A 22,053-nucleotide genomic window follows, 5' to 3' on the forward strand; every position below is an offset into this window, starting at 1 on the left:
AGCATGGGCCGTGCTCATAAATAGGGTCTAGTTGAGCGGACCCCAATAGCACCGCAGAGCGTCCAATCAATTCAGATCTTCAGGTGGGGCCACAGGGAAAGGCAGCGGTGCAATCGCAATACCTTCATCCATCAGGCCCTGGGCTTCTTCGAGGCTGGCCTGCCCGTGGATCGGTTTCTCATCCGCTTCGCCGTAATGCATCTTGCGCGATGTTTCAGCGAACTTGTCACCCACCCATGTGCTCTGCTTCAGTGCCTTCGCCTGTGCCTCGGCAAGTTTGGTGAGAGCCTGCTGCACTTCAGGCGGCAATGGCTTGTTCGAAAGCTGGCTTACGTCCTGACCGTCCGACGCTGCACGAGGACTGTCGCTCTTTGTGTTGCCCTTTGCAGGCACAGCCGGGGCCATCGGTGCTTTCGTCACCGCTTCGCTCCCGCAGTGCGGGCAAGACAAGAGCCCTCGCTCCAACTGCTCGACATAGTCGCCAGAAGAGCCGAACCAGCCTTCGAAGCGATGGCTTTGGTCACAGATGAGGTCGTAAACGATCATAGTGCGCTCTAATTGGCGATTGGGCGACGATTAGCAAGGCTTGGCAATTGAGAGCGAACCTCTTCGACGCGCGAAAGATCGATATCGCAATATGCCAATCCAGAGGCCTCTCCGCCCATATCGAGCAGAACTTTACCCCATGGATCGACCACCAGGGAATGCCCGTAAGTCTCCCGGCCGTCTTCATGCTGGCCCACTTGCGCCGCGGCGATCACAAATGCGCTCGCTTCGATTGCGCGCGCGCGCAGCATGACATGCCAGTGATCGCGACCGGTTGGCACGGTGAAGGCAGCAGGCACTGCAATCGCATCACATTTGCGCTGCCCCAGCTGCTCGAACAACGCCGGGAAACGCATGTCATAACAGATTGTCAAACCGAGCCGCCCCAGGGGCGTATCATCAACCGTAACCACTTGCGTGCCTGGCTCGTAAGCCGCGCTTTCACGCCAACTTTCGCCGTTCGACAACTGCACATCAAACATGTGGATTTTGTCGTATGTCGTGCGCAGCCCCAGCGATCCACCGATATAGAATGATCTGTTGGCCCAGCGCCCATTCGCGCCCATTACCGGCATTGAACCGATCGCTAGATCAATCCCGGCTTCCGCCGACAATCTTGCCAACCGGTCACTGATACGCTCAGGCTCAGTCGATTCGATCCATGGTCCGGCACGGCTGCGATCCCTGTCCAGCAGCAGAGACATTTCCGGCGTGAAGAGAATCTCCGCGCCACCCTCGCCAGCTTCAATCGCAGCGGCCTCCAGCGTGGAGTAGTTCACTTCAGGGTCAATGCCTGATGTCATCTGCAAGACAGCTATAAGCGGCACGTCTGCGCCCTACCCCGCCAGCAATGCGTCGAGCTTGCCCTCACGTTCCAGCGCGGCGAGATCATCCGATCCTCCGACATGGACATCGCCGATAAAAATCTGCGGCACAGTCATGGCATTAGGCGCGCGTGCCAGCATTTCATCCCGCTTGGGGCCGCCCAAGGTAATGTCATACTCGTTAAACTCGGCGCCCTTCTCCGTCAGCAAACGCTTAGCACGAACGCAGAACCCGCAGGCGAACTTGGTGTAGATGTCGATTGTGGGCATCGTAATTATCTCGTCCCATTTGCTCCCGAATGCGGGAGACTTGAAAGCTAATTTGCGACACCTATTTGGTATAGGTTGAGGCTCGCCGCAATGGGGGCTGCGACAATCACCTTGGGCGCTGCAATTGCAGGCTCCTAACATTTTTTGAATTGCTCAGAAGAGGATTTGATATGTCACGTTTAGATTTTACCCCGTATCGCCGTTCGACCGTAGGCTTTGATCACCTGTTCGACTTGCTCGAAAACAAGGTTCGCCAGAACGCCGGCGATAACTACCCCCCATTCAATATCGAGCGCCGCGGTGACGAAGAATATCGCATCACCCTGGCTGTAGCCGGTTTCCGCCCGAACGACATCGATATCACTGCTCAACAGAACCTGCTGACGGTTCATGGCCGCAAGCGCGATGATTCACCAGAAGGTCAGATGCTGCATGTCGGTATTGCCAATCGCGGATTTGAGCGCCGGTTTGAGCTTGCGGACTATGTCCGTGTCGAGAACGCGGATCTGGCAGACGGGCTTCTCACCATCGATCTGGTGCGCGAAGTGCCCGAAGCGATGAAACCCAAAAAGATCGCGGTCAACGGCCAGACAACCAAGTTGAAGGCAGTTGGATCCGGCGACGGCGACCAGGTCGACGCAGCGTAAGCCAATCAAAACTAAAGAATGAAACAATAAGGGGGCGGACCGTTCATCCGCCCCCTGCGGTTTTCATCGCCTCGTTCGATCTGTAACGTCCGGGTCGCAAAAGGCGTTACAAACCAGCTCGAGCTCTTTGCAAACGTGCGAACACGTTAGCTAAATTCACAAATGGTGCTTTCACCCCGAACTTCCGGACCCCCTCCAGAAGAATTTGTAAGTGCTACGTTGTGATTGTTATCATGCGCAAGAATTATCTTGCTGACTTGTAAGAACACGACAGCAACCGGTGCAATCGCCGTCAAAATAGATTTCAAACGCGAAATCAGCCGCTTGAAACGCCCATCTCGATCATGCCTGAAATTGCAGAATTAGCTGATTGCCCCTCAGTTAAGGGTCAAACCAGACGTGACTGTTCCAATGCAGCCGCCACGAATCCGGCAAAAAGCGGATGCGGATCGAACGGTCTTGATTTCAGTTCAGGGTGGAATTGAACCCCAATAAACCAAGGGTGATCCGGTCGTTCGATAATCTCTGGCAACAGTCCGTCAGGCGACATGCCCGAGAAAACCAACCCGCTCTTTTCAAGCGGATCAATGTATGCACCGTTCACCTCATAGCGATGGCGATGGCGCTCTGATATCTCGACAGCACCGCCGTAGACGCGCGAAACATGACTGTTGGCAGACAGTTTCGCATCATATGCGCCAAGCCGCATGGTGCCTCCAAGGTCGCCGCCCGCTTCACGGGTTTGCAGACCTTCCTCGCTCATCCACTCTTCAATGATGCCGACAACCGGCTCCTCAGTCGGGCCAAATTCGGTCGAGGATGCAGCCTCAAAGCCGGCATTCCGTGCCGCTTCGACGCAGGCCATCTGCATACCCAGACAGATTCCAAAGAAGGGAACGTAACGCTCGCGAGCGAACTTGACGCTGGCAATCTTGCCCTCGCTGCCACGCTCGCCAAAACCGCCAGGGACCAGAATGCCATGGAGTGGCTCTAGCTTGGTGGCGAGCTCTGTATCATCGCCTTCGAAGACTTCGGCATCGATCCACTTGATGTTGACCTTGGTACGGTTGGCAATTCCCCCATGAACAAGCGCTTCATTGAGCGATTTGTACGCATCAGGCAGGCCGACATATTTGCCAACTACACCGATTGTAACTTCGCCTTCGGGATTGAAGTACCGGTCTGTCACATCGTCCCATGCTGTCAGATCGGGTTCTGGTGCATCGGTGATTCCAAAAGCGCGCAAGACTTCTGCGTCCAGGCCTTCGCTATGATATTGCAAGGGCACAGAATAAATCGACGGCGCATCAAGCGCCTGAATCACGCTTTCAGTCCGTACGTTGCAGAATAGCGCGATCTTGCGACGTTCGCCTTCGGGGATTTCATGCTCGGCCCGACAAAGCAAAACGTCCGGTTTGATGCCAAGGCTCGCCAATTCGCGCACCGAATGCTGCGTAGGCTTTGTCTTCAGTTCCCCGGCAGCGGCGATATAGGGCACCAGCGTGACATGCACCGATACAGTCTGTTGTGGCTCCAGCTCATTTCTTAGCTGACGTATGGCTTCTATGAATGGCAGCGATTCGATGTCGCCCACCGTTCCGCCAATCTCGCACAGGATAAAATCGTGATCGTCCTGGTCCGACAGGGCGAATTCCTTTATCGCGTCGGTCACATGGGGGATCACCTGGACTGTCGCGCCAAGGTAGTCACCGCGGCGCTCTTTCGCGATGATATCGCGATATACACGGCCAGACGTGATATTGTCCGCCTGGCGCGCAGAGACGCCGGTAAACCGCTCATAGTGGCCGAGATCGAGGTCGGTCTCAGCACCGTCATCCGTAACGTAGACTTCGCCATGCTGATACGGGCTCATGGTGCCCGGATCGACATTGAGATAGGGGTCGAACTTGCGAATGCGGACTTTGAATCCGCGTGCTTGCAGCAAAGCACCGAGGCTTGCTGCCATTAGACCTTTTCCGAGCGAGGAGACCACGCCGCCGGTGATAAATATGTACCGCGCCATGGGAGCTGAGCCTTAAGCCCCTAACTGGATTCGTGGCAAGCAAATTGCAGCAACGATTGTGCGCAATCCACAAGTCTGGCTGAAAGTATGGTGAGAATTTACTCGGCAACGTCGGAAAGGGGGTCGTCCGACGCTGGCGCTTCTTGCACAGGCGCAAGCGGATCTGCAGCCGGCGCCAATGGATCGGCAGACACCACAGAACGATCGATTGTTGTGGTGATTTCGTCCCCGCCAACAGTCCCTACCGCGACCGCAGCCAAAGTGATCGACAAGGCGACAAAGGCAATCGCGAGCCAGCGGGTCGAACGCGTCAGAAAGTCTGCTGCACCGCGCGCGCCCATCAAGCCGCCAGGGCTACCGCCGCCAATTCCCAAACCTCCGCCTTCGGAACGTTGCATCAGAATTACGCCCACAAGCGCAGCCGCGACAACGGCTTGAACGACAGTCAGGAAAAGAAACAGCGACATGATAATCCCAGTAAAGTTGCTGTGCGCCATTTAGGGGCGCGAACGGCAATGAACAAGTGTTTGTGGTCAGACCCGCCTGCCCATTAGGCTTCTGGCGCGTCTCCAGCGGCAAGTGCGATACCGAAGAAGCTGTCCGCTGTCAGGCTGGCTCCACCGACTAGCGCGCCGCCAACTTCCTGTGTCGAGAGAATTTCACGCGCGTTCTCGGGGTTCACTGATCCGCCATACAAAATGCGCACACCGGTGCCCTGCTCTTCACCATAGAGCTTGACCAACAGCTTGCGAATCTCCGCATGCATTTCTGCAATATCGTCTGGCGTCGCAGAGTTTCCGGTGCCGATCGCCCAAATAGGCTCGTAAGCGACAGTCAGAATGTCTCCTGCATTGTCCAGTTCTGGAAGTGAAGATTTCAGCTGCTTGGTTACGAAGGATGCCGCCTCTCCGGCTTCGCGGGTCTTGGCGTCTTCGCCGCAACACATGATCACCTGCATCCCGGCATCCAGCGCAGATTGCGCTTTTTCGCGAACCAGATCGTTGCTTTCTGCGTGGCCTTGGCGACGCTCGCTGTGACCAACGATCACAAACTTCGCGCCGGCATCAGCCAGCATTGGCGCAGAAATGTCACCGGTAAACGCACCTTCGTCACCAGGATGGCAGTCCTGCGCACCAACACCGATTTGCTCCACTTCGCGATGCACGGCATGAATCAGCGTATAAGGCGGCGCGATAGCCACCTCCACTTTCATGTGGCGCTGCGCGGCGCGATCAATGGCCCGCGCTTCGGAGAGCATGGCGCGCGTGCCATTCATTTTCCAATTGCCAACAATAAAAGGCCGACTGGCCATAGGGGTTTTCCTGTGCTTTCGAATCTTGGCCATGATATAGGGCGATCGGGGACGGTTCCGCTAGCCGACCTTGCACAATGAGTCAAAACCGTTCGCAACCTGTTGCGGCAAGAACTCAGGGCCGATAAAGCGCAGCGATCAATTTCATCCACCGGCCGCCCATTAGGTCGACAATCGCGGAATACTCGCATTCATGATTAGCATCTTTCGCAACTTTTTCAGCTCGAAGCTTGGTCTGGGCCTGACTTTAGGCTTCCTCGGTCTCATCGCCTTTGCCTTCGCCAGCAGTGATGTAGCCAATCAGGCCACATTTGGCGGTGTGTCAGGCGGAGATCGCGTCGCTGTGGTGGGTGATGAAAAGATCGGCAATGCCGACTTTAGCCGCGCTGTAGCCAATGCCGTCGATCAGGTTAGGCAAGAGAACCCGACCATAACTTTGCCTGTCTTCGCTGCCCAAGGAGGGTTCGAAGAGGTCCTCGAGCAAATGATCGACCGTTACGCGATCGGTGTCTATGCGAGGAAGTATGACCTGCGTGCCGGTGAAAATCTGGTCAATAGCGAGATTCTGAAGATCCCTGGCTTTCGAGGGCCAGATGGCAACTTCAGTCAGCAATCATTCCAAGAATCGTTGCGCAGACTAAACATGAACGAGGCAATGCTGCGCCGGGAAATTGGAGACAGCCTACTCGCTCGTCAGATCATTTTGCCTGGGCTAAGTGGCGCACAAATGCCGCAAAAATTCGCAATGCGTTACGCATCGCTTTTACGTGAAAGGCGTGAAGGCTCGGTGGCCTTCATTCCCAGCGCTTCCTTCGCTCCCGGTGGCGATCCGACCGAACAGCAGCTGAGTGCCTATTACGAGGAAAATCGTGGTGACTACATTCGGCCGGAGCGCCGTGTCATTCGTTACGCAATGTTCGGTGTTGAGAATCTTGATACAGATGTGACGCCAACCGATGAAGAGATCGCAGCTCGCTATGAACGTGACCGCGCTCTTTATGCGGTAAGCGAAGATCGCACGATCACACAACTGATTGTTCCAACACAGGATGCCGCCAATAGCATTCGTGACCGTGTGAATGGCGGCGCTTCATTAGCTAGCGTTGCCCGTGAAGCCGGATTCAGCACCACACAAATCGGCCCGATTAACAAGGAAGACTACGGCAATCAGGCGTCAGACGCCGTGGCGACGGCAGTTTTTGCGGCATCGCGCGGCCTGATCGCACAGCCAGCACGCAGCTCTTTGGGCTGGCACGTTGTGCGGGTAGACAATGTAACCAGTATCGCTGGCCGTTCATTGGCGACCGTCACTCCCGAGATCCGTGAGCAATTGCTTCAGGAAAAACGCGCCTTTGCCTTGGCGGATCTGAGCGCACGCATTGAAGAGCAGGTCGATAGCGGCGTTGCCCTCTCGCAGGTCGCGCAGGAACTTGAGGTCGAGATCAGCTCGACGGCCCCGATTACAGCGGATGGCCAGATTTATGGTGTACCTGGCGCACAGTTGCCACCGCAATTGGTTGGCGCGGTCAACACTGCGTTCCAGATGGACGAAGGCGAACCGCAATTGGCGGAAATCGCGCGTGGCACGACCTTCATGATCTTCGAAGTATCGGACATAACACAATCTGCTGCGGCACCCTTGGATGAAATCCGCGAACAGATTGTGCTTAGCTGGCGTCTCGCAGAAGGGGCCGAACTGGCCCGCGCCACCGCTGATCGTGTGATCGAACGGGTTGGTGCAAATTCCAGCCTGGCTGCGGCTATGGGTGAAGAGGAAACACCGCTTCCTCCGGTTGATGAGCTCAATATCAATCGCCAGCAATTGGTCGCGCAAGGGCAACAAATCCCGCCAGCTTTGGCGTTGATGTTCAGTATGGCCGAAGGCACGACCAAACGTCTGGAAGCGCCGAACGATCTTGGTTGGTTTGTTGTTGATCTGACCGACATCGAAACCCCTGAAATTGCAGCCAATGATCCGATCATCGCGGCTTCGCGCCAGCAATTGCGCGGTGCCATCGGTGACGAGCTTGCACAGCAGATGACCCGCGCGATGCGGCAAGAGCTGGGCGTGGAAACAAACTCAGCCGCGCTCGAAGCGGTCAAACGTCAGATGACCGGCGAGATCTAAGAAAGCAGGCATTTGTCCTCAATTGAAACCGGAACCTATTTGCCTGAGAACTCCGCGGCGGCGAGATTGGCGCTCGCCGCGGGACGACCGGCGTTGGTGTGGCGAAAGGTTATCGCCGATGCGGAAACCCCCGTTGGTGCAGCTGCGAAACTGATTGAGCCTGAGCGCGGTGATTTCCTGCTTGAATCAGTCGAAGGCGGCGAAGTGCGCGGGCGATATAGCCTGCTCGGCCTTGACCCCGATCTGGTGTTCAGAGCGCGCGGAGACAGTGCTGAGATAAACCGCAGGTGGCGCCAGGATCGCGATGGGTTTGCCTCATGCGATCAACCAAGCCTGGATGCTCTGCGATCACTCGCGGAAAGCTGCCGCATTGAAGTTCCGGAAGAATTGCCACCCGCCCTTGCCTGCCTGGTTGGCTACTTTGGCTTTGAAACAGTTGGGCTGGTAGAGGATTTGCCGCGCGCGCCAGTCAGCGAACTCGATCTGCCGGACATGTTGTTTGTCCGGCCAACCATCATCCTGGTATTCGATGGATTGAGCGATGCGCTGTTTGCAATCGCGCCGATTTGGCAGGCAGACAAGGCGGACGCGGCGATCGAGCGCGCGGGGAAACGGATCGACGAAGTGCTGCGGCAACTCACAGATGCCAAAGCTCCGCGTCAAAGAGTTGATCATCTGCCGGACATGTCGTTGGAGCCGGTCATTCCCGCAGACGACTACAAAGACATTGTGCTACGCGCGAAGGATTACATAACGGCGGGTGACATCTTTCAGGTGGTTTTGGCCCAGAGATTCACTTGCCCTTTTCCCCTGCCGCCGATTGAACTCTACCGCGCATTGCGCCGCGTAAACCCTTCACCCTTCCTTTATTTCCTCGACCTGCCTGGCTTTTCTGTTGTCGGTTCAAGCCCGGAAATTCTCGTCAGAGTGCGAGACGGTGAAGTCACAATTCGCCCGATTGCCGGAACACGGCCTCGCGGCGTAAACACAGCAGAAGACAACGCCAATGAAGCAAGCCTGCTGGCTGATCCCAAGGAACGGGCAGAGCATCTGATGCTGCTTGATCTGGGCCGCAATGACGTGGGACGGGTGGCCTCAAAGGGATCGGTGGAAGTCACCGACAGCTTCACAATCGAACGCTACAGCCACGTTATGCATATTGTCAGCAATGTTGTCGGAAAACTGGACGCTTCCTGCGATGCGATTGACGCGCTTTTCGCAGGGTTTCCGGCCGGCACAGTCAGTGGTGCGCCCAAGATCCGCGCTTGCGAGATCATCGCCGAGCTGGAACCCGAAGCGCGCGGCGCCTATGCCGGCGGCGTAGGGTATTTCGCGCCCGACGGTTCGGTTGACAGCTGCATCGTGCTGCGCACAGCGGTGGTCAAAGATGGCATCATGCATGTGCAAGCCGGCGCAGGCATTGTCGCCGATAGCGATCCAGATTACGAATTGGCCGAATGCAAAGCCAAGGCTGGGGCGTTGATCGCGGCAGCGCGTGAGGCAGCGAGCGTCGCCAGCGAACCAGAGTTTGGCCAATGAAGCGGCTGCTTTTTCTCAGCTTGTTTGCGGTCGCCCTGTCAGGTTGCGAATTACAAGGCGGCGAGCCTGTCACGCGAACCGAGATCGGATCGGGTTCCGAAACCCGCGTTGCGTTGCGGCGCGAAGTCTCGGCTTGCGAAGTCGTGATATTCGAAGATGTGCCGCTTACCCACTGTGTAGCTGACCCAGTAAAACACAATATTTCCACCGTTCTGGCTGATCCGAACGGCACACCATATCGCTCGCTCAAGACCTATGGCGAAGCATTGGGCAAGGATGCGGCTGTCGTTGCCTTCGCGATGAATGGCGGGGTGTTTGAGAACGACGGAAAAACAGTCGGTTATTACGTCGAAGAGGGCCAACGACTAGAAGAGCTCAACCTCGGCGACGGCACGGGAAATTTTTATCTGAAGCCCAATGGCGTGTTCTTCGGCACAGACGGCAGGTGGGAAATCCGCACCAGCACCAATTTTCTCTACAATGTCAGCGATCGCCCGCAGTTTGGCACGCAATCTGGGCCCATGCTCGTGATCGACGGGCAATTGCATCCCGAGATTCAGGACGATGGTCCCTCCAAGATAATCCGCAACGGCGTGGGCATCGACGCGGAGGGTAAAGCGCATTTCGTCATTTCAGATGGTGCGCTTAGCTTCGGCCAATTGGCGCGCTATTTCAGGGACGAGTTGCAAACGCCCAATGCGCTTTATCTTGATGGCGGAATTTCCGGCCTTTGGGATCCGGTAACAGAGCGGTTGGACGACACCAACGGCATCGGTCCACTGATCGTTGTGACAAAGAAAGTCAGCGAATGAATTACGAGCGCACTCTCTACCCAGAGATCGAACCTTATGAAACCGGCATGTTCGATGTCGGCGAAGGCCATACGCTGTATTATGAGCGGGTTGGCACACCCGGGACGAAACCGGCGGTTTTTCTGCACGGCGGCCCCGGCGGCGGCATCAGCGAGAAAAATCGCCGCCAATGGGATCCTGCGCTTTACGACGTGCTACTGTTCGATCAGCGCGGCTGCGGCAAATCGCTGCCCTTCGCAGAGGTCGAACAAAACGACACATGGCGGATCGTTTCCGACATCGAGAGACTGCGTGAAATGTGCGGGCACGATAGCTGGCAGGTGTTTGGCGGCAGCTGGGGTGCAACCCTTTCGCTTGCCTATGCGCAGACGCACCCCGAACGCTGCGACGAGCTGGTTCTGCGCGGCGTGTTCCTGGCGCGGCAAAAGGAAAAGAACTGGCTCTACAGCTATGGCGCAAGCGAGATCATGGCAGAACAATGGGATCAGTTCACCGGCCTTATCCCTGAGCACGAGCGCGGCGACCTGGTCAAAGCCTATTACAACCGCCTGACTAGTGACGACGAAGCGACCCGGCTTGCCGCTGCGCGAGAATGGTCATTATGGGAAGGCAGCGTTGCAACCTTGCTGCCCGATCCTGACTTACTAGCTGCCTTTGCCGATCCTGCGAAAGCGGTTCCGTTTGCGCGCATCTGCGCGAAGTTCTTTCTGGAAGACTTCTATTTCGACGAAGCGCAATTGCTGACAAATGCGCACAAATTGAAAGGCATTCCCGGTATAATCGTGCAGGGCCGTCACGACATTTGCTGCCCACCGACTTCGGCATGGGAATTGAAGAAAGCCTGGCCCGAGGTGGACCTGCGCATCTTCCATGATGGTGGGCATAGCGCCTATGAACCGGGCATCGTCGATGGCCTCGTCCGTGCGACCGATGAATTGGCGGGGAAAACCTCCGCGTAGCAAAACTTTCTTGATCGCGGGCAAGCAAACCGCGAAGGCGGCATCGCAATGATCCTTGTTATCGACAATTACGACAGCTTCACGTTCAACCTGGTCCACTATTTGATGGAACTGGGCGCAGAGGTGCGGGTTGAGCGAAATGATGCGCTTAGCGCGGCTGACGCGTTGCAAACCAATGCCGCAGGTTTTTTGATTTCGCCCGGCCCATGCACGCCCAATGAAGCTGGCATTAGCCTGGATCTAGTTGCAGCATGTGCAGATTCCCGTAGGCCTCTCTTGGGAGTGTGTCTTGGACACCAGTCCATCGGACAGCATTTTGGCGGGCGGGTTGAACGCGGCGGCCTGATGCACGGAAAGACTTCACCGGTGTCGCATGACGGTTCCGGTGTGTTCGCCGGCCTGCCCTCGCCCTTTACCGCGACACGCTATCACAGCTTGGTGGTGCAGGATCAGTCAGAGGAGCTAGTGGTCAATGCGACGTCGGATGACGGCTACACAATGGGGTTCCGCCACCGCGATTTGCCGATCCACGGCGTACAGTTTCACCCGGAAAGCATCGCGACCGAACATGGGCATGCGCTGCTGGCGAATTTCCTGCGCGAATGCGGCATCGAAACGAAAGAACTGGCAGAATGAAGACACTTCCCCTCGCAGTCCCTCATATGAGCGAAGCCGAGGCTGAAGAAGTCTTCGGCTGGATACTGGACGGCGATGCTTCCGATGAAGAAATCTCGCGTTTCCTGCTGGCGATGACCGAGCGCAGCGAAACAGCAGAAGAAATAGCCGGCGCTGCACGGGCATTGCGCGCGCGGCTGATTCCGATCGAAGCACCCGAAGGTGCGGTCGATTGCTGTGGAACCGGCGGCGACGGGCATCACACGCTCAACGTTTCGACTGCCGTCTCTCTGGTTGTGGCGGCTTGCGGCGTGCCAGTGGCAAAGCATGGCAACCGTGCGGCGTCCAGCAAGTCCGGCGCAGCAGATACGCTCGAAGCACTCGGTCTCGACATGGACGCAGCAGGACGAACAGCCGAAAAGACGCTCTCCGAAATCGGCATCTGCTTCCTTTTTGCGAAGAACCACCACCCTGCGATGGGTCGCATTCAGCCAATCCGCCAGAAATTGGGCAAGCGCACGATCTTCAACCTGATGGGGCCGCTTTCCAATCCGGCAAGCGTTACCCGCCAACTGATCGGCATTGCCCGACCCGCCTATGTGCCCATCTACGCAGATGCCAAAGCGCGTCTGGGGACAGAGCGCACATTCATTGTCTCCGGAGATGAGGGCCTCGACGAACTGAGCCTAGCCGGCGGAAACGAACTTGCTGATGTAACCGGAAGCGAGTTTGAAATGCGCCGGGTCGATGCAGGCATGGTGGGCTTGCCGCATGCTCCGGTAGAGGCCATTCGCGGCGGCGATGCGACACACAATGCTAAAGCTTTGAAAGCACTCCTCGAGGGCACACCGGGGCCCTATCGCGATGCGGTGTTGCTCAATGCTTCAGCGACGCTGATCGTAGCGGGTAGAACGGATGACTGGGGCACCGGAGCGGAGATGGCAGCCGAAGCGCTTGATAGCGGCAAGGCGGCGCAAATGCTCTCTCGCTGGATTGAGCTGGCTCAGTAAATGAACAAGCTTGAGGAAATCTGCGCCAATAAGCGGATCGAAGTGGCTCAGCGCCGCGCCGAGCGTTCTGTCACCGCGCTGGATCATCGTGCCGCTGGCCAATCGGTCCCGCGCGGGTTCGAAGCAGCACTCCGCATCAAAGCCGAAACCGGTTTTGCGCTGATCGCGGAGATCAAGAAAGCCTCCCCTTCGAAAGGATTGATACGCGCGAATTTTCAGCCGGTAGACCATGCCAAGGCCTATGAAGCAGGCGGCGCGATGTGTCTGTCAGTCCTCACCGACGCACCCTATTTTCAAGGGCATGAAGATTACCTCAAGGCTGCCCGCACGGCTTGCGACCTCCCAGTGTTGCGCAAGGATTTCATGGTTGACCCATGGCAAGTCGCCGAAGCACGCAGCATCGGCGCGGATGCGATCCTGGTCATTGTTGCAGCTCTGGAAGACTCCGTGATGGCGGAGATCGAGGCAGCTGCGATCGAGCGGAATATGGATGTCCTGGTCGAAGTGCATGACGAGGCCGAGATGGAACGCGCAGCCAAGCTCAAATCGCGGCTGATCGGTGTCAACAATCGCGATCTGAAAACCTTCATCACGGACCTTGCCACGACCGAACGGCTTGCTCCACTTGCGCCCGAAGGAACGTTGCTGGTTGGTGAAAGCGGGATCAACAGCCACGCGGATTGCCAGCGATTGGCGGAGGCAGGAATTCGGACGTTCCTGGTCGGCGAAAGCTTGATGCGTCAGGAAGACGTTGAATTGGCAACTCGAGCATTGCTGCAAGGCTGATGATCGGCCAGAAAGGCGATCTATGAGCAAACGCCTGACGCATCTCGATGAGACCGGCACCGCACGCATGGTGGATGTCGGCGCAAAACCAGCCACTCAACGAATGGCGAAAGCGGGCGGAATTATCCGCATGAGCTCAGAGGCCCTGGCCGCGATCAAGGCTGGCGATGCACCCAAGGGAGACGTCTTGGGCACAGCCCGCGTTGCGGCGATCATGGCGGCCAAGAAGACAGGCGAGCTGATCCCGCTTTGCCATCCACTCAGCCTTGACGCAGTCAATGTCGAATTCACGTTTGAAGACAACGGCGTGCGCGTTACTGCAACCGCATCGCTCACCGGCAAGACCGGCGTAGAGATGGAAGCCATGGTGGCTGCCTCCACAGCGCTGCTGACTGTCTATGATATGGCCAAAGCGCTCGATAAAGGCATGGTAATCGGCGAGGTTCGGCTGCTTGAGAAGCTGGGCGGCAAATCCGGCCACTGGACCGCAGACTTACAATGAACGCGATGCTTACATTGGAAGAAGCGCAGGAACGCGTTCTGGCGCTAGCGCCGCAAATGCGGATTGAAACTGTGCCGGTTGAGGCAGCAATCGGGCGATACCTAGCTGAGGATTTGCAAGCACTGCGCACACAACCACCCGCGGATCTCTCCGCGATGGATGGCTATGCGATTGGCGGCGATGCGCCCGGTCCTTGGGCGCTGGTTGGGGAAAGTCGCGCCGGTGCGCCGTTTGATCGCACGTTGTCTCAAGGCGAAACCGTGCGTATTTCGACCGGCGCACATTTACCGAGAGGCGCAGATCGCGTGCTGATCCAGGAGAATGCGCAAGTTACCGATCAAACTGTCGCCTGCTTTCAGGACTTCCCAAACGCATTGCGTCACGTACGCCAACGAGGGTTTGATTTTTCAAAGGGCGACCACGTGTTGCCAGCAGGTACGCGCGTAGGTCCTGCGCAATTAGCGCTGGCACTGGGCGCGGGCCACGGCACCCTCGGTGTACGCATTACTCCTAAGGTTGCGGTGCTCGACAGCGGCGATGAATTGGTGGCTGATCCTGCTGAATGTGCAGATCATCATATCCCGGCCAGCAACGGCGCGATGATCGGCGCAATGCTGGCAGAACTGGGCTGTGAAGTGGTGAGGCTCGGACCGGTCCCTGACGATCATGAAGCGCTCGCATTCGCGCTAGCTAAGGCTGGGGACGCAGACATGTTGGTTACCACCGGCGGCGCTTCAGTCGGCGATCATGATCTGATGCGCCCGGCGCTTGAGGCCTGGGGCGCGAGTCTGGACTTCTGGAAAGTCGCAATGAAGCCGGGGAAACCGATCATGGTCGCGACCAAAGGCGCGCAAGTGATCTTCGGACTGCCCGGCAACCCGGTATCGAGCTTCGTCACATGCTTTCTATTCGTGGTGCCGCTTGTACACGCGGCAATGGGAGCAAGTCAGCCCCTACCTTTCAGGACCAACCTGACCGCCGGAAGCACCCTTCCCGGAATTGGATCGCGTCGCGAATTCCTTCGCGCAATTTGGGATGGCGAAACCGTAAGGCTGGCCGACTCGCAAGACTCCTCGGCCCTCGCGGCATTGGCTCATACCAATTGCCTGATCGACCGCCCCGCCCACGCAGTCGAGATCGAAGCGGGAACACTTGTTCCGTGCCTACTGCTGAAAAATGGCGGAATTGCTTGACTTACCGATTTTCGTTGCCTAATTGTTCCGCATTCGTTCACCATAAAGTGTGAGCACAGGACAGGCGCCCATAGGAGGTTTTCGCCATGCTGACGGCAAAGCAGCACGAGTTGATCCGTTTCATCCAGCAGCGTTTGGAAGAGACCGGCATTTCTCCGAGTTTCGAAGAGATGAAAGGAGCGCTTGATCTTAAGAGCAAGTCAGGCGTGCACCGCTTGATTTCAGCATTGGAAGAGCGTGGATTTATCCGGCGCCTGGCCAATCGCGCGCGCGCGCTTGAAGTGATCAAGATGCCGGAAGATGCGACTCCTGTGGGACGTTCTTCGCCGGCAAATGATCTTGTTGCTCGTGTGACCAGCCCTCCCCCAGCAGCGCGCAAAGCTGCCAATGACATTATCGATGTCCCGCTACACGGCCGCATCGCTGCGGGTGCTCCGATTGAAGCGCTGGAGGGCCAGTCAAGCATGCCGGTTCCTGCCGCTCTGCTTGGCCCCGGTGAACATTATGCTCTTGAGGTATCCGGCGACTCGATGATCGAGGCCGGCATTTTCGATGGCGACTATGCCTTGATCAAGCGCGCCGAAAGCGCGCGTGATGGTGAGATTGTCGTGGCGTTGGTTCGCAATGAAGAGGCAACACTCAAATATCTTCGTCGTGAGAATGGCATGATCCGGTTGGATCCCGCGAATGGAGCTTACAGCCCTCAGATCTATCAACCGCACGAAGTCGCGGTGCAAGGAAAGCTTGCAGGGCTGCTTAGGCGTTACCACTAACGATTGTCCCCAGTGCGCGCCGGGACCGTTCGGCTATCTAGCGGTTCCCCGCCCTAATCGGGCTCGGCGCGCCACCACCCATGCTCCCCCTGATGGTCAGCAACCTGCACAATCGATTGTTCGCGAAGTAGGATCGCCAGTCCTCCGGACTGTTCAAGAGACGTGATATCAGCCTTGAACCATCGCGGTTGGCATGAGCGTGGCAGCCATCTGTCCGCAACCACTATGTCGGCCAGCTCGCAAGCAGCGGCAAGGGCGCGTTCTTCAACCCGCATGTTGTTTCGCGCCATCAGCAATTTCCAGTCGTGCCCATCACGCGTGAGTGCCATCTTACAAAATTCAGACGTGCAATATGCACTCGGCCAATCCGCCATGGGAATTGGATCGCCCTTCACGCTCGCTAGCTCCATCGAGTTTTCACGTGCATAATCGGAACGCGTATCACGCAAACTCGCAAGCTGAGCGCCATTCTCCGTTGGAATCGTGATCCCGACGTGCCGTCCATCTCGCGAAATCAGGATCTCAGGCACCGGTGTCGCCACCAAGATCGCAGCTTCAACTCCAGCAGGAACAAAGCCCAGCAAACGCCACAACCAACCACGGCCCACGGTCAAAACCGGAGGCGCTCAAAAAATGTTCGCACGACGAGGTGAGGCTGGACATGGAAAGCGGCATGCGCCATTGACGCTGCGCTGCAGCATCGCTTGTCTCGGCGGCGCCCCTGTGGGCACCACTGGCGTATGGTGCATGGCCATCCCGGCATAGGAAAGGAAACAACGTCTTATGGCAAGCGAAAGCGGCGCTCGCACCAGGGAAGTGGTGACGCGATTTGCGCCATCCCCCACGGGTTTCCTGCATATCGGCGGAGCGCGGACCGCGTTGTTTAACTGGCTCTATGCCCGCCATCACGGCGGCAAGGCGCTGTTGCGGATTGAAGACACAGACAAGAAGCGCTCGACGCAAGAAGCCATCGATGCGATCCTGGACGCGCTGGATTGGCTAGGGCTCGACTACGATGAAGAGCCGACGTTTCAATCGCAGAGGGCGGATCGCCATGCCGAAGTGGCTAACAAACTGCTTGAGGCAGGCCACGCCTACAAATGCTTCGCAACGCCCGAAGATCTTGAGCAAATGCGTGCAGAGCAGCGCGCTAATAAGCTGCCCATGCGCTATGACGGCCGCTGGCGTGATCGTGACCCATCGGAAGCTCCCGCGGGTACGCCATTCGTAGTTCGCTTAAAGACACCGACTGAAGGTGAGACCTCGATCGATGACGCGGTCCAGGGCCGTGTTACCGTGCGCAACGAAGAGATTGACGATTACATCATACTGCGCGCTGATGGTACGCCAACATATATGCTGGCGGCTGTGGTCGATGATCATGATATGGGGGTGACCCACGTGATACGGGGCGACGATCATTTGAACAACGCGTTTCGCCAGCTTCCGATTTATCATGCGATGCATGAAATCGAAGGTGATTGGGAGCCGCCAGTCTATGCGCATGTACCGCTGATTCACGGTTCGGATGGGGCAAAGATGTCTAAACGGCACGGCTCGCTCGGTGCGGAAGCCTATCGTGACGAGCATGGCATTCTTCCCGAAGCGCTGTCCAATTACCTGCTTAGACTTGGTTGGGGGCACGGCGACCGCGAAGAGATTTCCCGCGAAGAAGCGATCGAACTGTTCGACTTGAGCGGCGTCGGAAAAAGCCCCTCGCGCTTCGACATGAAGAAGCTCGAGAACTTGAACGGCTGCTACATCCGCGAAGCCGATGACGCGCGGCTGGCCAGTATATGTGCACCTCTGATTGGTTCAGAGGTGGATCTGGACCTGCTTACCCGTGCGATGCCAGTGCTGAAAAACCGCGCAAAGAACACCCATGAGCTCGCAGAAGGCGCAGCTTTTCTGTTCAAGCAGCGCCCTCTCGAAATGACCGAGAAGGCGGCAAGTTTGCTGGATGATGGGGCACGCGCAAACCTGAGCACACTTTCCGAGCGCCTGAAGGCGGAAAATAACTGGACAATCGACGCGCTCGAAGCCACTACAAAATCACTCGCCGAAGAACTCGAGCTGGGTCTCGGCAAGCTCGCGCAGCCCCTGCGCGCAGCGCTTACCGGAACGACGACCTCGCCCGGTATTTTCGATGTTCTGGTCCTATTGGGACGGGAAGAGGCTTTGGCCCGGATCGACGCGCAGGCTGCTGCAGCGGGCTGACGTTACGCAGGATTGAAGGAGACGTATTTTGTCGGACACAAACGCGAAACTCGAGCTTGGCGGTCAAACGCACGAGTTCCCTGTTGTTAGTGGCAGTGTTGGCCCAGATGTGGTCGATATCCGGAAGCTTTATGGTCAAACCGGCGCTTTCACTTTCGATCCCGGCTACAAATCAACCGCCAGCTGCGAAAGTGCCCTCACCTATATTGATGGCAATGAAGGCGTTCTGCTGCACCGCGGTTATCCGATCGGTCAACTGGCCGAACATTCAAGCTTCATGGAAGTCTCCTACCTCCTGTTGAACGGCGAGCTGCCGAGCCAGGCTGATCTGGATGACTTCACCTACACGATCACGCGCCACACCATGCTGCATGATCAACTTCGTCAATTCTATCAGGGTTTCCGCCGTGATGCACACCCTATGGCGATCATGTGCGGCGTGGTCGGCGCGCTTTCGGCTTTCTATCATGACAGCACGGACATCTCTGATCCTGAGCACCGCAAGATCAGCAGCCACCGACTGATTGCGAAAATGCCGACGATTGCGGCAATGGCTTATAAATATTCGATCGGTCAGCCAATGATGCAGCCGGACAATTCATTGAGCTATACCGGCAACTTCCTTCGTATGACCTTTGGTGTGCCCGCCGAAGAGTATGAAGTGCATCCGGCCATCGAGAAGGCGATGGATCGCATTTTCATCCTGCATGCGGACCATGAACAGAACGCTTCTACTTCGACGGTACGCCTTGCCGGCTCGTCTGGCGCCAACCCTTTTGCGTGTATTGCGGCAGGTATCGCGTGCCTGTGGGGCCCGGCACATGGTGGTGCGAACGAAGCCGCGCTTAATATGCTGCAGGAAATTGGGTCACCTGATCGCATTCCGCATTATATCGAGCGCGCGAAGGACAAGAACGATCCGTTTCGCCTGATGGGCTTTGGCCACCGCGTCTACAAAAACTATGACCCACGCGCGACTGTCATGCAACAGACGCTGCGTGAAGTGTTTGACGCGCTCAACGTTGACGATCCGGTCTTCGAAACCGCACTTCGCCTCGAAGAGCTCGCGCTGAACGATGACTATTTCCGAGAGAAAAAGCTGTTCCCGAACGTTGACTTCTATTCGGGCATCATTCTCAGCTCGATCGGTTTCCCAACAACGATGTTCACCGCACTCTTCGCTCTCGCACGCACCGTAGGCTGGGTTGCCCAGTGGAATGAAATGATATCCGATCCCGCGCAGGTAATCGGACGTCCGCGCCAACTCTACACAGGCCCGACAGAGCGCGACTATGTACCGGTGGGTCAGCGCTAAGCCGTGGGAACGCGCATTCTAAAATTCGTCATGATGGTATTCGGCGTCGCGCTGGTGTTGTCAGGCGGATTGTGGGCTCTCCAAGGCCTCGGTATTGTGATGTGGCCTGCGGAAAGCTTTATGCTCGCAGATCGCAGCTGGGCACTTTACGGCGGCATCACCGTGCTTGTCGGACTTGTGCTGCTATGGGGCTCAAGCCGCATCGGGCGTTGAACTGCCGCGATTCAGATTGCCTTTTTACCAGCTGGTAGCTCTAGCGTGAAAATTGCGCCTATTCCGGGCGTGCTTTTCACGTCGAGAGATCCTGACATTGCCTCCGCCAAACGCCGGGAAATGTAGAGGCCCAAGCCTGATCCACCGTCGCCGGAACGTCCCAGACGTTCAAACTTGGCGAACACACGCTCCAGCTGTCCAGGCGACAGACCGGGGCCTTCGTCTGAAACGGCTATACTGGCCTTGCTGGATCCAACCTTGGAAACCGCAACTGTCACAGTGCTGCCTTCAGGCGAATAGTTGATCGCATTGCCCATCAAATTGAGCACCACCTGCAATATGCGTTTCGCGTCGCCGCGTGCGCTTACTCTCTCGCCAATTTCCGGTCCGACCAATTCGATCGACTTCGCTTGTGCTCTGGCATGCAGCATCTTGATCGCCTGATGCGCGACATCCTCAAGATTAAGGTCTTGTGACACAACCTTGAAATTGGGAGATTCTACCGCTTCCAGATCATTGAGATCATCGAGCAAAGCTGCCAGATGACGTCCAGCGGATGCGATATCACTCGCGTATTCAGCATACTCCTGACGAATCGGTCCAGCCAGACGGCCGCGAATCTTGTCTGCGTTGGCAATGATGCGAGCGACTGGCTGCCGCAGCGCAGGCGCTAGAGCATTCCCAACCAGTTGAGAGCTGCCGCTTTGCTCTCCAGGCTTCTCAGCTTCAATCAGCGGTTGTTCGGCCACCAAAAGCAACTCGAAACCTCTTGGAATGATCTGATCACTGCCAACGGGGATCAGACGTGCAAACCAATTGCGCGGCGATCCCTCAACCTTGCACTTCGCACCGTCAAGCAAACGCCAGTGAAGCGGTTGCTTATAAGCGATATCGACCAGAGTGACATATTCTGTCCAGATTTTGCCGGACGCTTTGCGCGTCTTGCCAAACAGCTGGGCCAGGTCCGGTGCGTCCCCCTCGCCCGCAAGAAGCCGCTGCTTGCCGTCGAGACGCGCGGAAAATTCCGCTGTCGCTCGGTCAATCGCATCCTGACGCGAAGCTGCTTCCCGGTCGTCTTCACCGCCAACGGTTTCGCGGCGCCAATTTTCAATCAGTATTTCGCAGCCGCCGCCTGCTTCATCGCCAGACGGACGAATCCGGACATAGCCGGTGATGCGCCCATCACCATCTGACGCACTGAATTCGCGAGCCAAACGCAATCCCATGGCGCGGCCTTGTTGGACCAGCTCAAGCAGTTCTGGAATGGCGAGCTTGCCTGGCACCGCACCGCCACATCGCTGCTGCAATTCAGCCAAGGGCTGATCCGCTGAAAGCAAACGATCCTCGTGATCGGTGACGCCGCGAGCAGCCAGAAGAGTATCTGGGGTTTCCACGGAGGCTTACCCTACCCTGTCAGCAGGGGTGCCGGCAATCAACGACAGAGCTCTTTCCTGCGAGATGGCATCTGCGCCTCTTGGCATGGCCAAATCGCTCTGGATCAAGAGAAACTGCTTGCGCATTTCCTCTGGTTTCAAGCCGGCAGCGCGCAGCGCCAAGGCCAGTCGTGTGGCCTGGCGTTCATGACATGACAGCACAGCCAATTCGCGCGATTGCTTCGATGCGCGGGCAAGACCGCTCACGAAAAGTGCAAATCCGGCATGCTCCAGATCGATTGCGGAACGCAATCCATGCCCCAGCGAACCGATCAGTCGTGTTAGCATTCCTAAACGCGAACTGCTCTCGTCATAGCCGCCACGCAGAACCTGTAAGACGCGTTCCCTCTGTATGGATTCGGCATCTCCACGCATTGCAGACCATTGAGCGAGAGTGACATGAAAGAGCTCTGCCGGAAGTTCAGCAAGCGGCAAATTCATCCGGCGTTGAACTTGAACAAATCGCGCCTGCGCCGTCATTGCTCCCATGGCTAGCTCGGCCATGTTCTCATCCGGTGACGCGATGAGCTCTTGCAGCAAAGGTGTAAGAACCTGATCAATCCCATGGGTTTGTTCCAATTGCTCGGCCAATTGGCTTTCCATGGCAATGGCGTAGCAATGGCTGACCAGAGTGCTGCTGCCCGCCAGCTTGCCGGCCAGCTCGTCCGTGACTGACAGCTCAAGTTGGCGGGAGCCACCAGAAACTTCGGCTTCGGTGCGCAGTATCTGGATTGCCAGGTTCCCAAGCATGCCGCGCATCCGCGCAACAAGATCTTCGCTCACCAGGGCTTGACCGCTCGATGAGAGCAAATGACTGAGCACCGGCGCAACGCCTGCAACCGCAACGTCCGCTCGCGCCAACTCATGGCGCAAGTCGGCCACTGCCGCTTGGGTTTCGTCTGCGTGGGTCACAGTATTGCTCATCGCTCGCGTATA

At 57.1% G+C, this 22,053-nt stretch carries 23 protein-coding genes; 14 read left to right on the top strand and 9 right to left on the bottom strand.

Features of this window, described 5'->3' with window-relative positions:
• Nucleotides 1-66: 66 nt before the first annotated feature.
• From QZ487_RS11225 to grxC, 3 genes are read right to left on the bottom strand one after another with little or no spacing between them, the layout of a single operon-like run.
• Nucleotides 67-546: a DUF1178 family protein gene (locus QZ487_RS11225; protein WP_285975135.1), complete on the bottom strand. Its 480-nt coding sequence runs from the start codon at nt 544-546 to the stop codon at nt 67-69.
• Nucleotides 547-554: 8 nt separating this feature from the next.
• The gene (locus QZ487_RS11230; protein WP_285975134.1) at nt 555-1,373 is read right to left on the bottom strand and encodes a carbon-nitrogen hydrolase family protein; all 819 of its coding nucleotides are present in this window, start codon (nt 1,371-1,373) and stop codon (nt 555-557) included.
• Between the two features lie 9 nt (nt 1,374-1,382).
• Entirely contained in the window at nt 1,383-1,640 is a 258-nt protein-coding gene (gene grxC / locus QZ487_RS11235) for a glutaredoxin 3 (protein ID WP_285975133.1), read from the bottom strand.
• A 170-nt stretch (nt 1,641-1,810) separates the two neighbouring features.
• Between grxC and QZ487_RS11240 the strand changes: the two genes are divergently transcribed.
• On the top strand, nt 1,811-2,287 hold the full coding sequence (locus QZ487_RS11240) for an Hsp20 family protein (protein WP_296025246.1): 477 nt from the start codon (nt 1,811-1,813) through the stop codon (nt 2,285-2,287).
• Between the two features lie 388 nt (nt 2,288-2,675).
• On the opposite strand, the gene QZ487_RS11245 is transcribed toward QZ487_RS11240, so the two are convergent.
• The 3 genes from QZ487_RS11245 to tpiA form a co-directional block, all read right to left on the bottom strand.
• Nucleotides 2,676-4,310 carry a CTP synthase gene (locus QZ487_RS11245; protein ID WP_296025248.1) on the bottom strand — a complete coding sequence of 545 codons (1,635 nt, stop codon included), beginning with the start codon at nt 4,308-4,310 and terminating at the stop codon, nt 2,676-2,678.
• A gap of 98 nt (nt 4,311-4,408) precedes the next feature.
• The gene (gene secG / locus QZ487_RS11250) at nt 4,409-4,807 is read right to left on the bottom strand and encodes a preprotein translocase subunit SecG (protein ID WP_285975130.1); all 399 of its coding nucleotides are present in this window, start codon (nt 4,805-4,807) and stop codon (nt 4,409-4,411) included.
• Between the two features lie 53 nt (nt 4,808-4,860).
• Nucleotides 4,861-5,622, bottom strand: coding sequence for a triose-phosphate isomerase (gene tpiA, locus QZ487_RS11255; RefSeq protein WP_285975129.1), 762 nt, complete (start codon nt 5,620-5,622; stop codon nt 4,861-4,863).
• Between the two features lie 193 nt (nt 5,623-5,815).
• Here tpiA and QZ487_RS11260 point away from each other — a divergent pair, with 193 nt between their 5' ends.
• From QZ487_RS11260 to lexA, 10 genes are all read left to right on the top strand, one after another.
• On the top strand, nt 5,816-7,750 hold the full coding sequence (locus QZ487_RS11260; protein WP_296025251.1) for a peptidyl-prolyl cis-trans isomerase: 1,935 nt from the start codon (nt 5,816-5,818) through the stop codon (nt 7,748-7,750).
• A gap of 39 nt (nt 7,751-7,789) precedes the next feature.
• Nucleotides 7,790-9,289, top strand: coding sequence for an anthranilate synthase component I (gene trpE, locus QZ487_RS11265; protein WP_296025252.1), 1,500 nt, complete (start codon nt 7,790-7,792; stop codon nt 9,287-9,289).
• Complete coding sequence (locus tag QZ487_RS11270) at nt 9,286-10,101, top strand: phosphodiester glycosidase family protein (protein ID WP_296025254.1); 816 nt, start codon at nt 9,286-9,288, stop codon at nt 10,099-10,101. The genes trpE and QZ487_RS11270 overlap by 4 nt, the downstream gene beginning before the upstream one ends.
• The gene (gene pip / locus QZ487_RS11275) at nt 10,098-11,060 is read left to right on the top strand and encodes a prolyl aminopeptidase (RefSeq protein ID WP_296025256.1); all 963 of its coding nucleotides are present in this window, start codon (nt 10,098-10,100) and stop codon (nt 11,058-11,060) included. Before QZ487_RS11270 ends, pip begins: the two co-directional genes overlap by 4 nt.
• Nucleotides 11,061-11,108: 48 nt before the next feature.
• On the top strand, nt 11,109-11,696 hold the full coding sequence (locus tag QZ487_RS11280; RefSeq protein WP_296025258.1) for an aminodeoxychorismate/anthranilate synthase component II: 588 nt from the start codon (nt 11,109-11,111) through the stop codon (nt 11,694-11,696).
• On the top strand, nt 11,693-12,685 hold the full coding sequence (trpD, locus tag QZ487_RS11285) for an anthranilate phosphoribosyltransferase (protein ID WP_296025261.1): 993 nt from the start codon (nt 11,693-11,695) through the stop codon (nt 12,683-12,685). Before QZ487_RS11280 ends, trpD begins: the two co-directional genes overlap by 4 nt.
• Nucleotides 12,686-13,471: an indole-3-glycerol phosphate synthase TrpC gene (gene trpC / locus QZ487_RS11290; protein WP_296025262.1), complete on the top strand. Its 786-nt coding sequence runs from the start codon at nt 12,686-12,688 to the stop codon at nt 13,469-13,471.
• 22 nt (nt 13,472-13,493) lie between these two features.
• The gene (gene moaC, locus QZ487_RS11295; RefSeq protein ID WP_296025265.1) at nt 13,494-13,973 is read left to right on the top strand and encodes a cyclic pyranopterin monophosphate synthase MoaC; all 480 of its coding nucleotides are present in this window, start codon (nt 13,494-13,496) and stop codon (nt 13,971-13,973) included.
• A complete protein-coding gene (locus QZ487_RS11300) occupies nt 13,970-15,166 on the top strand; it encodes a molybdopterin molybdotransferase MoeA (RefSeq protein ID WP_296025268.1) in 1,197 nt (398 codons plus the stop codon). The genes moaC and QZ487_RS11300 overlap by 4 nt, the downstream gene beginning before the upstream one ends.
• Nucleotides 15,167-15,252: 86 nt before the next feature.
• Nucleotides 15,253-15,939, top strand: coding sequence for a transcriptional repressor LexA (lexA, locus tag QZ487_RS11305; protein WP_296025270.1), 687 nt, complete (start codon nt 15,253-15,255; stop codon nt 15,937-15,939).
• 53 nt (nt 15,940-15,992) lie between these two features.
• On the opposite strand, the gene QZ487_RS11310 is transcribed toward lexA, so the two are convergent.
• Entirely contained in the window at nt 15,993-16,532 is a 540-nt protein-coding gene (locus tag QZ487_RS11310) for a hypothetical protein (protein ID WP_296025272.1), read from the bottom strand.
• Between the two features lie 190 nt (nt 16,533-16,722).
• Here QZ487_RS11310 and gltX point away from each other — a divergent pair, with 190 nt between their 5' ends.
• The 3 genes from gltX to QZ487_RS11325 are packed head-to-tail and all read left to right on the top strand — an operon-like array spanning nt 16,723 to nt 19,684.
• Nucleotides 16,723-18,156, top strand: coding sequence for a glutamate--tRNA ligase (gene gltX / locus QZ487_RS11315; RefSeq protein WP_296025274.1), 1,434 nt, complete (start codon nt 16,723-16,725; stop codon nt 18,154-18,156).
• 28 nt (nt 18,157-18,184) lie between these two features.
• A complete protein-coding gene (locus QZ487_RS11320) occupies nt 18,185-19,471 on the top strand; it encodes a citrate synthase (protein WP_296025276.1) in 1,287 nt (428 codons plus the stop codon).
• Between the two features lie 30 nt (nt 19,472-19,501).
• Nucleotides 19,502-19,684: a hypothetical protein gene (locus QZ487_RS11325; protein WP_285975116.1), complete on the top strand. Its 183-nt coding sequence runs from the start codon at nt 19,502-19,504 to the stop codon at nt 19,682-19,684.
• A gap of 11 nt (nt 19,685-19,695) precedes the next feature.
• Here QZ487_RS11325 and QZ487_RS11330 read toward each other — a convergent pair whose 3' ends face one another.
• A complete protein-coding gene (locus tag QZ487_RS11330) occupies nt 19,696-21,078 on the bottom strand; it encodes a HAMP domain-containing sensor histidine kinase (protein ID WP_296025279.1) in 1,383 nt (460 codons plus the stop codon).
• A gap of 6 nt (nt 21,079-21,084) precedes the next feature.
• On the bottom strand, nt 21,085-22,029 hold the full coding sequence (locus QZ487_RS11335; RefSeq protein WP_296025282.1) for a hypothetical protein: 945 nt from the start codon (nt 22,027-22,029) through the stop codon (nt 21,085-21,087).
• Nucleotides 22,030-22,053 lie beyond the last annotated feature (24 nt).

This window comes from uncultured Altererythrobacter sp., from assembly GCF_913057185.1.
Taxonomy (GTDB): domain Bacteria; phylum Pseudomonadota; class Alphaproteobacteria; order Sphingomonadales; family Sphingomonadaceae; genus Erythrobacter; species Erythrobacter rubellus.

Coding starts and splice junctions, on each gene's coding strand:
- QZ487_RS11225 (WP_285975135.1), bottom strand. CDS start 546: ATGATCGTTTACGACCTCATCTGTGACCAAAGCCATCGCTTCGAAGGC.
- grxC (WP_285975133.1), bottom strand. CDS start 1,640: ATGCCCACAATCGACATCTACACCAAGTTCGCCTGCGGGTTCTGCGTT.
- QZ487_RS11240 (WP_296025246.1), top strand. CDS start 1,811: ATGTCACGTTTAGATTTTACCCCGTATCGCCGTTCGACCGTAGGCTTT.
- QZ487_RS11245 (WP_296025248.1), bottom strand. CDS start 4,310: ATGGCGCGGTACATATTTATCACCGGCGGCGTGGTCTCCTCGCTCGGA.
- secG (WP_285975130.1), bottom strand. CDS start 4,807: ATGGCGCACAGCAACTTTACTGGGATTATCATGTCGCTGTTTCTTTTC.
- tpiA (WP_285975129.1), bottom strand. CDS start 5,622: ATGGCCAGTCGGCCTTTTATTGTTGGCAATTGGAAAATGAATGGCACG.
- QZ487_RS11260 (WP_296025251.1), top strand. CDS start 5,816: ATGATTAGCATCTTTCGCAACTTTTTCAGCTCGAAGCTTGGTCTGGGC.
- QZ487_RS11270 (WP_296025254.1), top strand. CDS start 9,286: ATGAAGCGGCTGCTTTTTCTCAGCTTGTTTGCGGTCGCCCTGTCAGGT.
- pip (WP_296025256.1), top strand. CDS start 10,098: ATGAATTACGAGCGCACTCTCTACCCAGAGATCGAACCTTATGAAACC.
- QZ487_RS11280 (WP_296025258.1), top strand. CDS start 11,109: ATGATCCTTGTTATCGACAATTACGACAGCTTCACGTTCAACCTGGTC.
- trpD (WP_296025261.1), top strand. CDS start 11,693: ATGAAGACACTTCCCCTCGCAGTCCCTCATATGAGCGAAGCCGAGGCT.
- trpC (WP_296025262.1), top strand. CDS start 12,686: ATGAACAAGCTTGAGGAAATCTGCGCCAATAAGCGGATCGAAGTGGCT.
- moaC (WP_296025265.1), top strand. CDS start 13,494: ATGAGCAAACGCCTGACGCATCTCGATGAGACCGGCACCGCACGCATG.
- QZ487_RS11300 (WP_296025268.1), top strand. CDS start 13,970: ATGAACGCGATGCTTACATTGGAAGAAGCGCAGGAACGCGTTCTGGCG.
- lexA (WP_296025270.1), top strand. CDS start 15,253: ATGCTGACGGCAAAGCAGCACGAGTTGATCCGTTTCATCCAGCAGCGT.
- gltX (WP_296025274.1), top strand. CDS start 16,723: ATGGCAAGCGAAAGCGGCGCTCGCACCAGGGAAGTGGTGACGCGATTT.
- QZ487_RS11325 (WP_285975116.1), top strand. CDS start 19,502: ATGATGGTATTCGGCGTCGCGCTGGTGTTGTCAGGCGGATTGTGGGCT.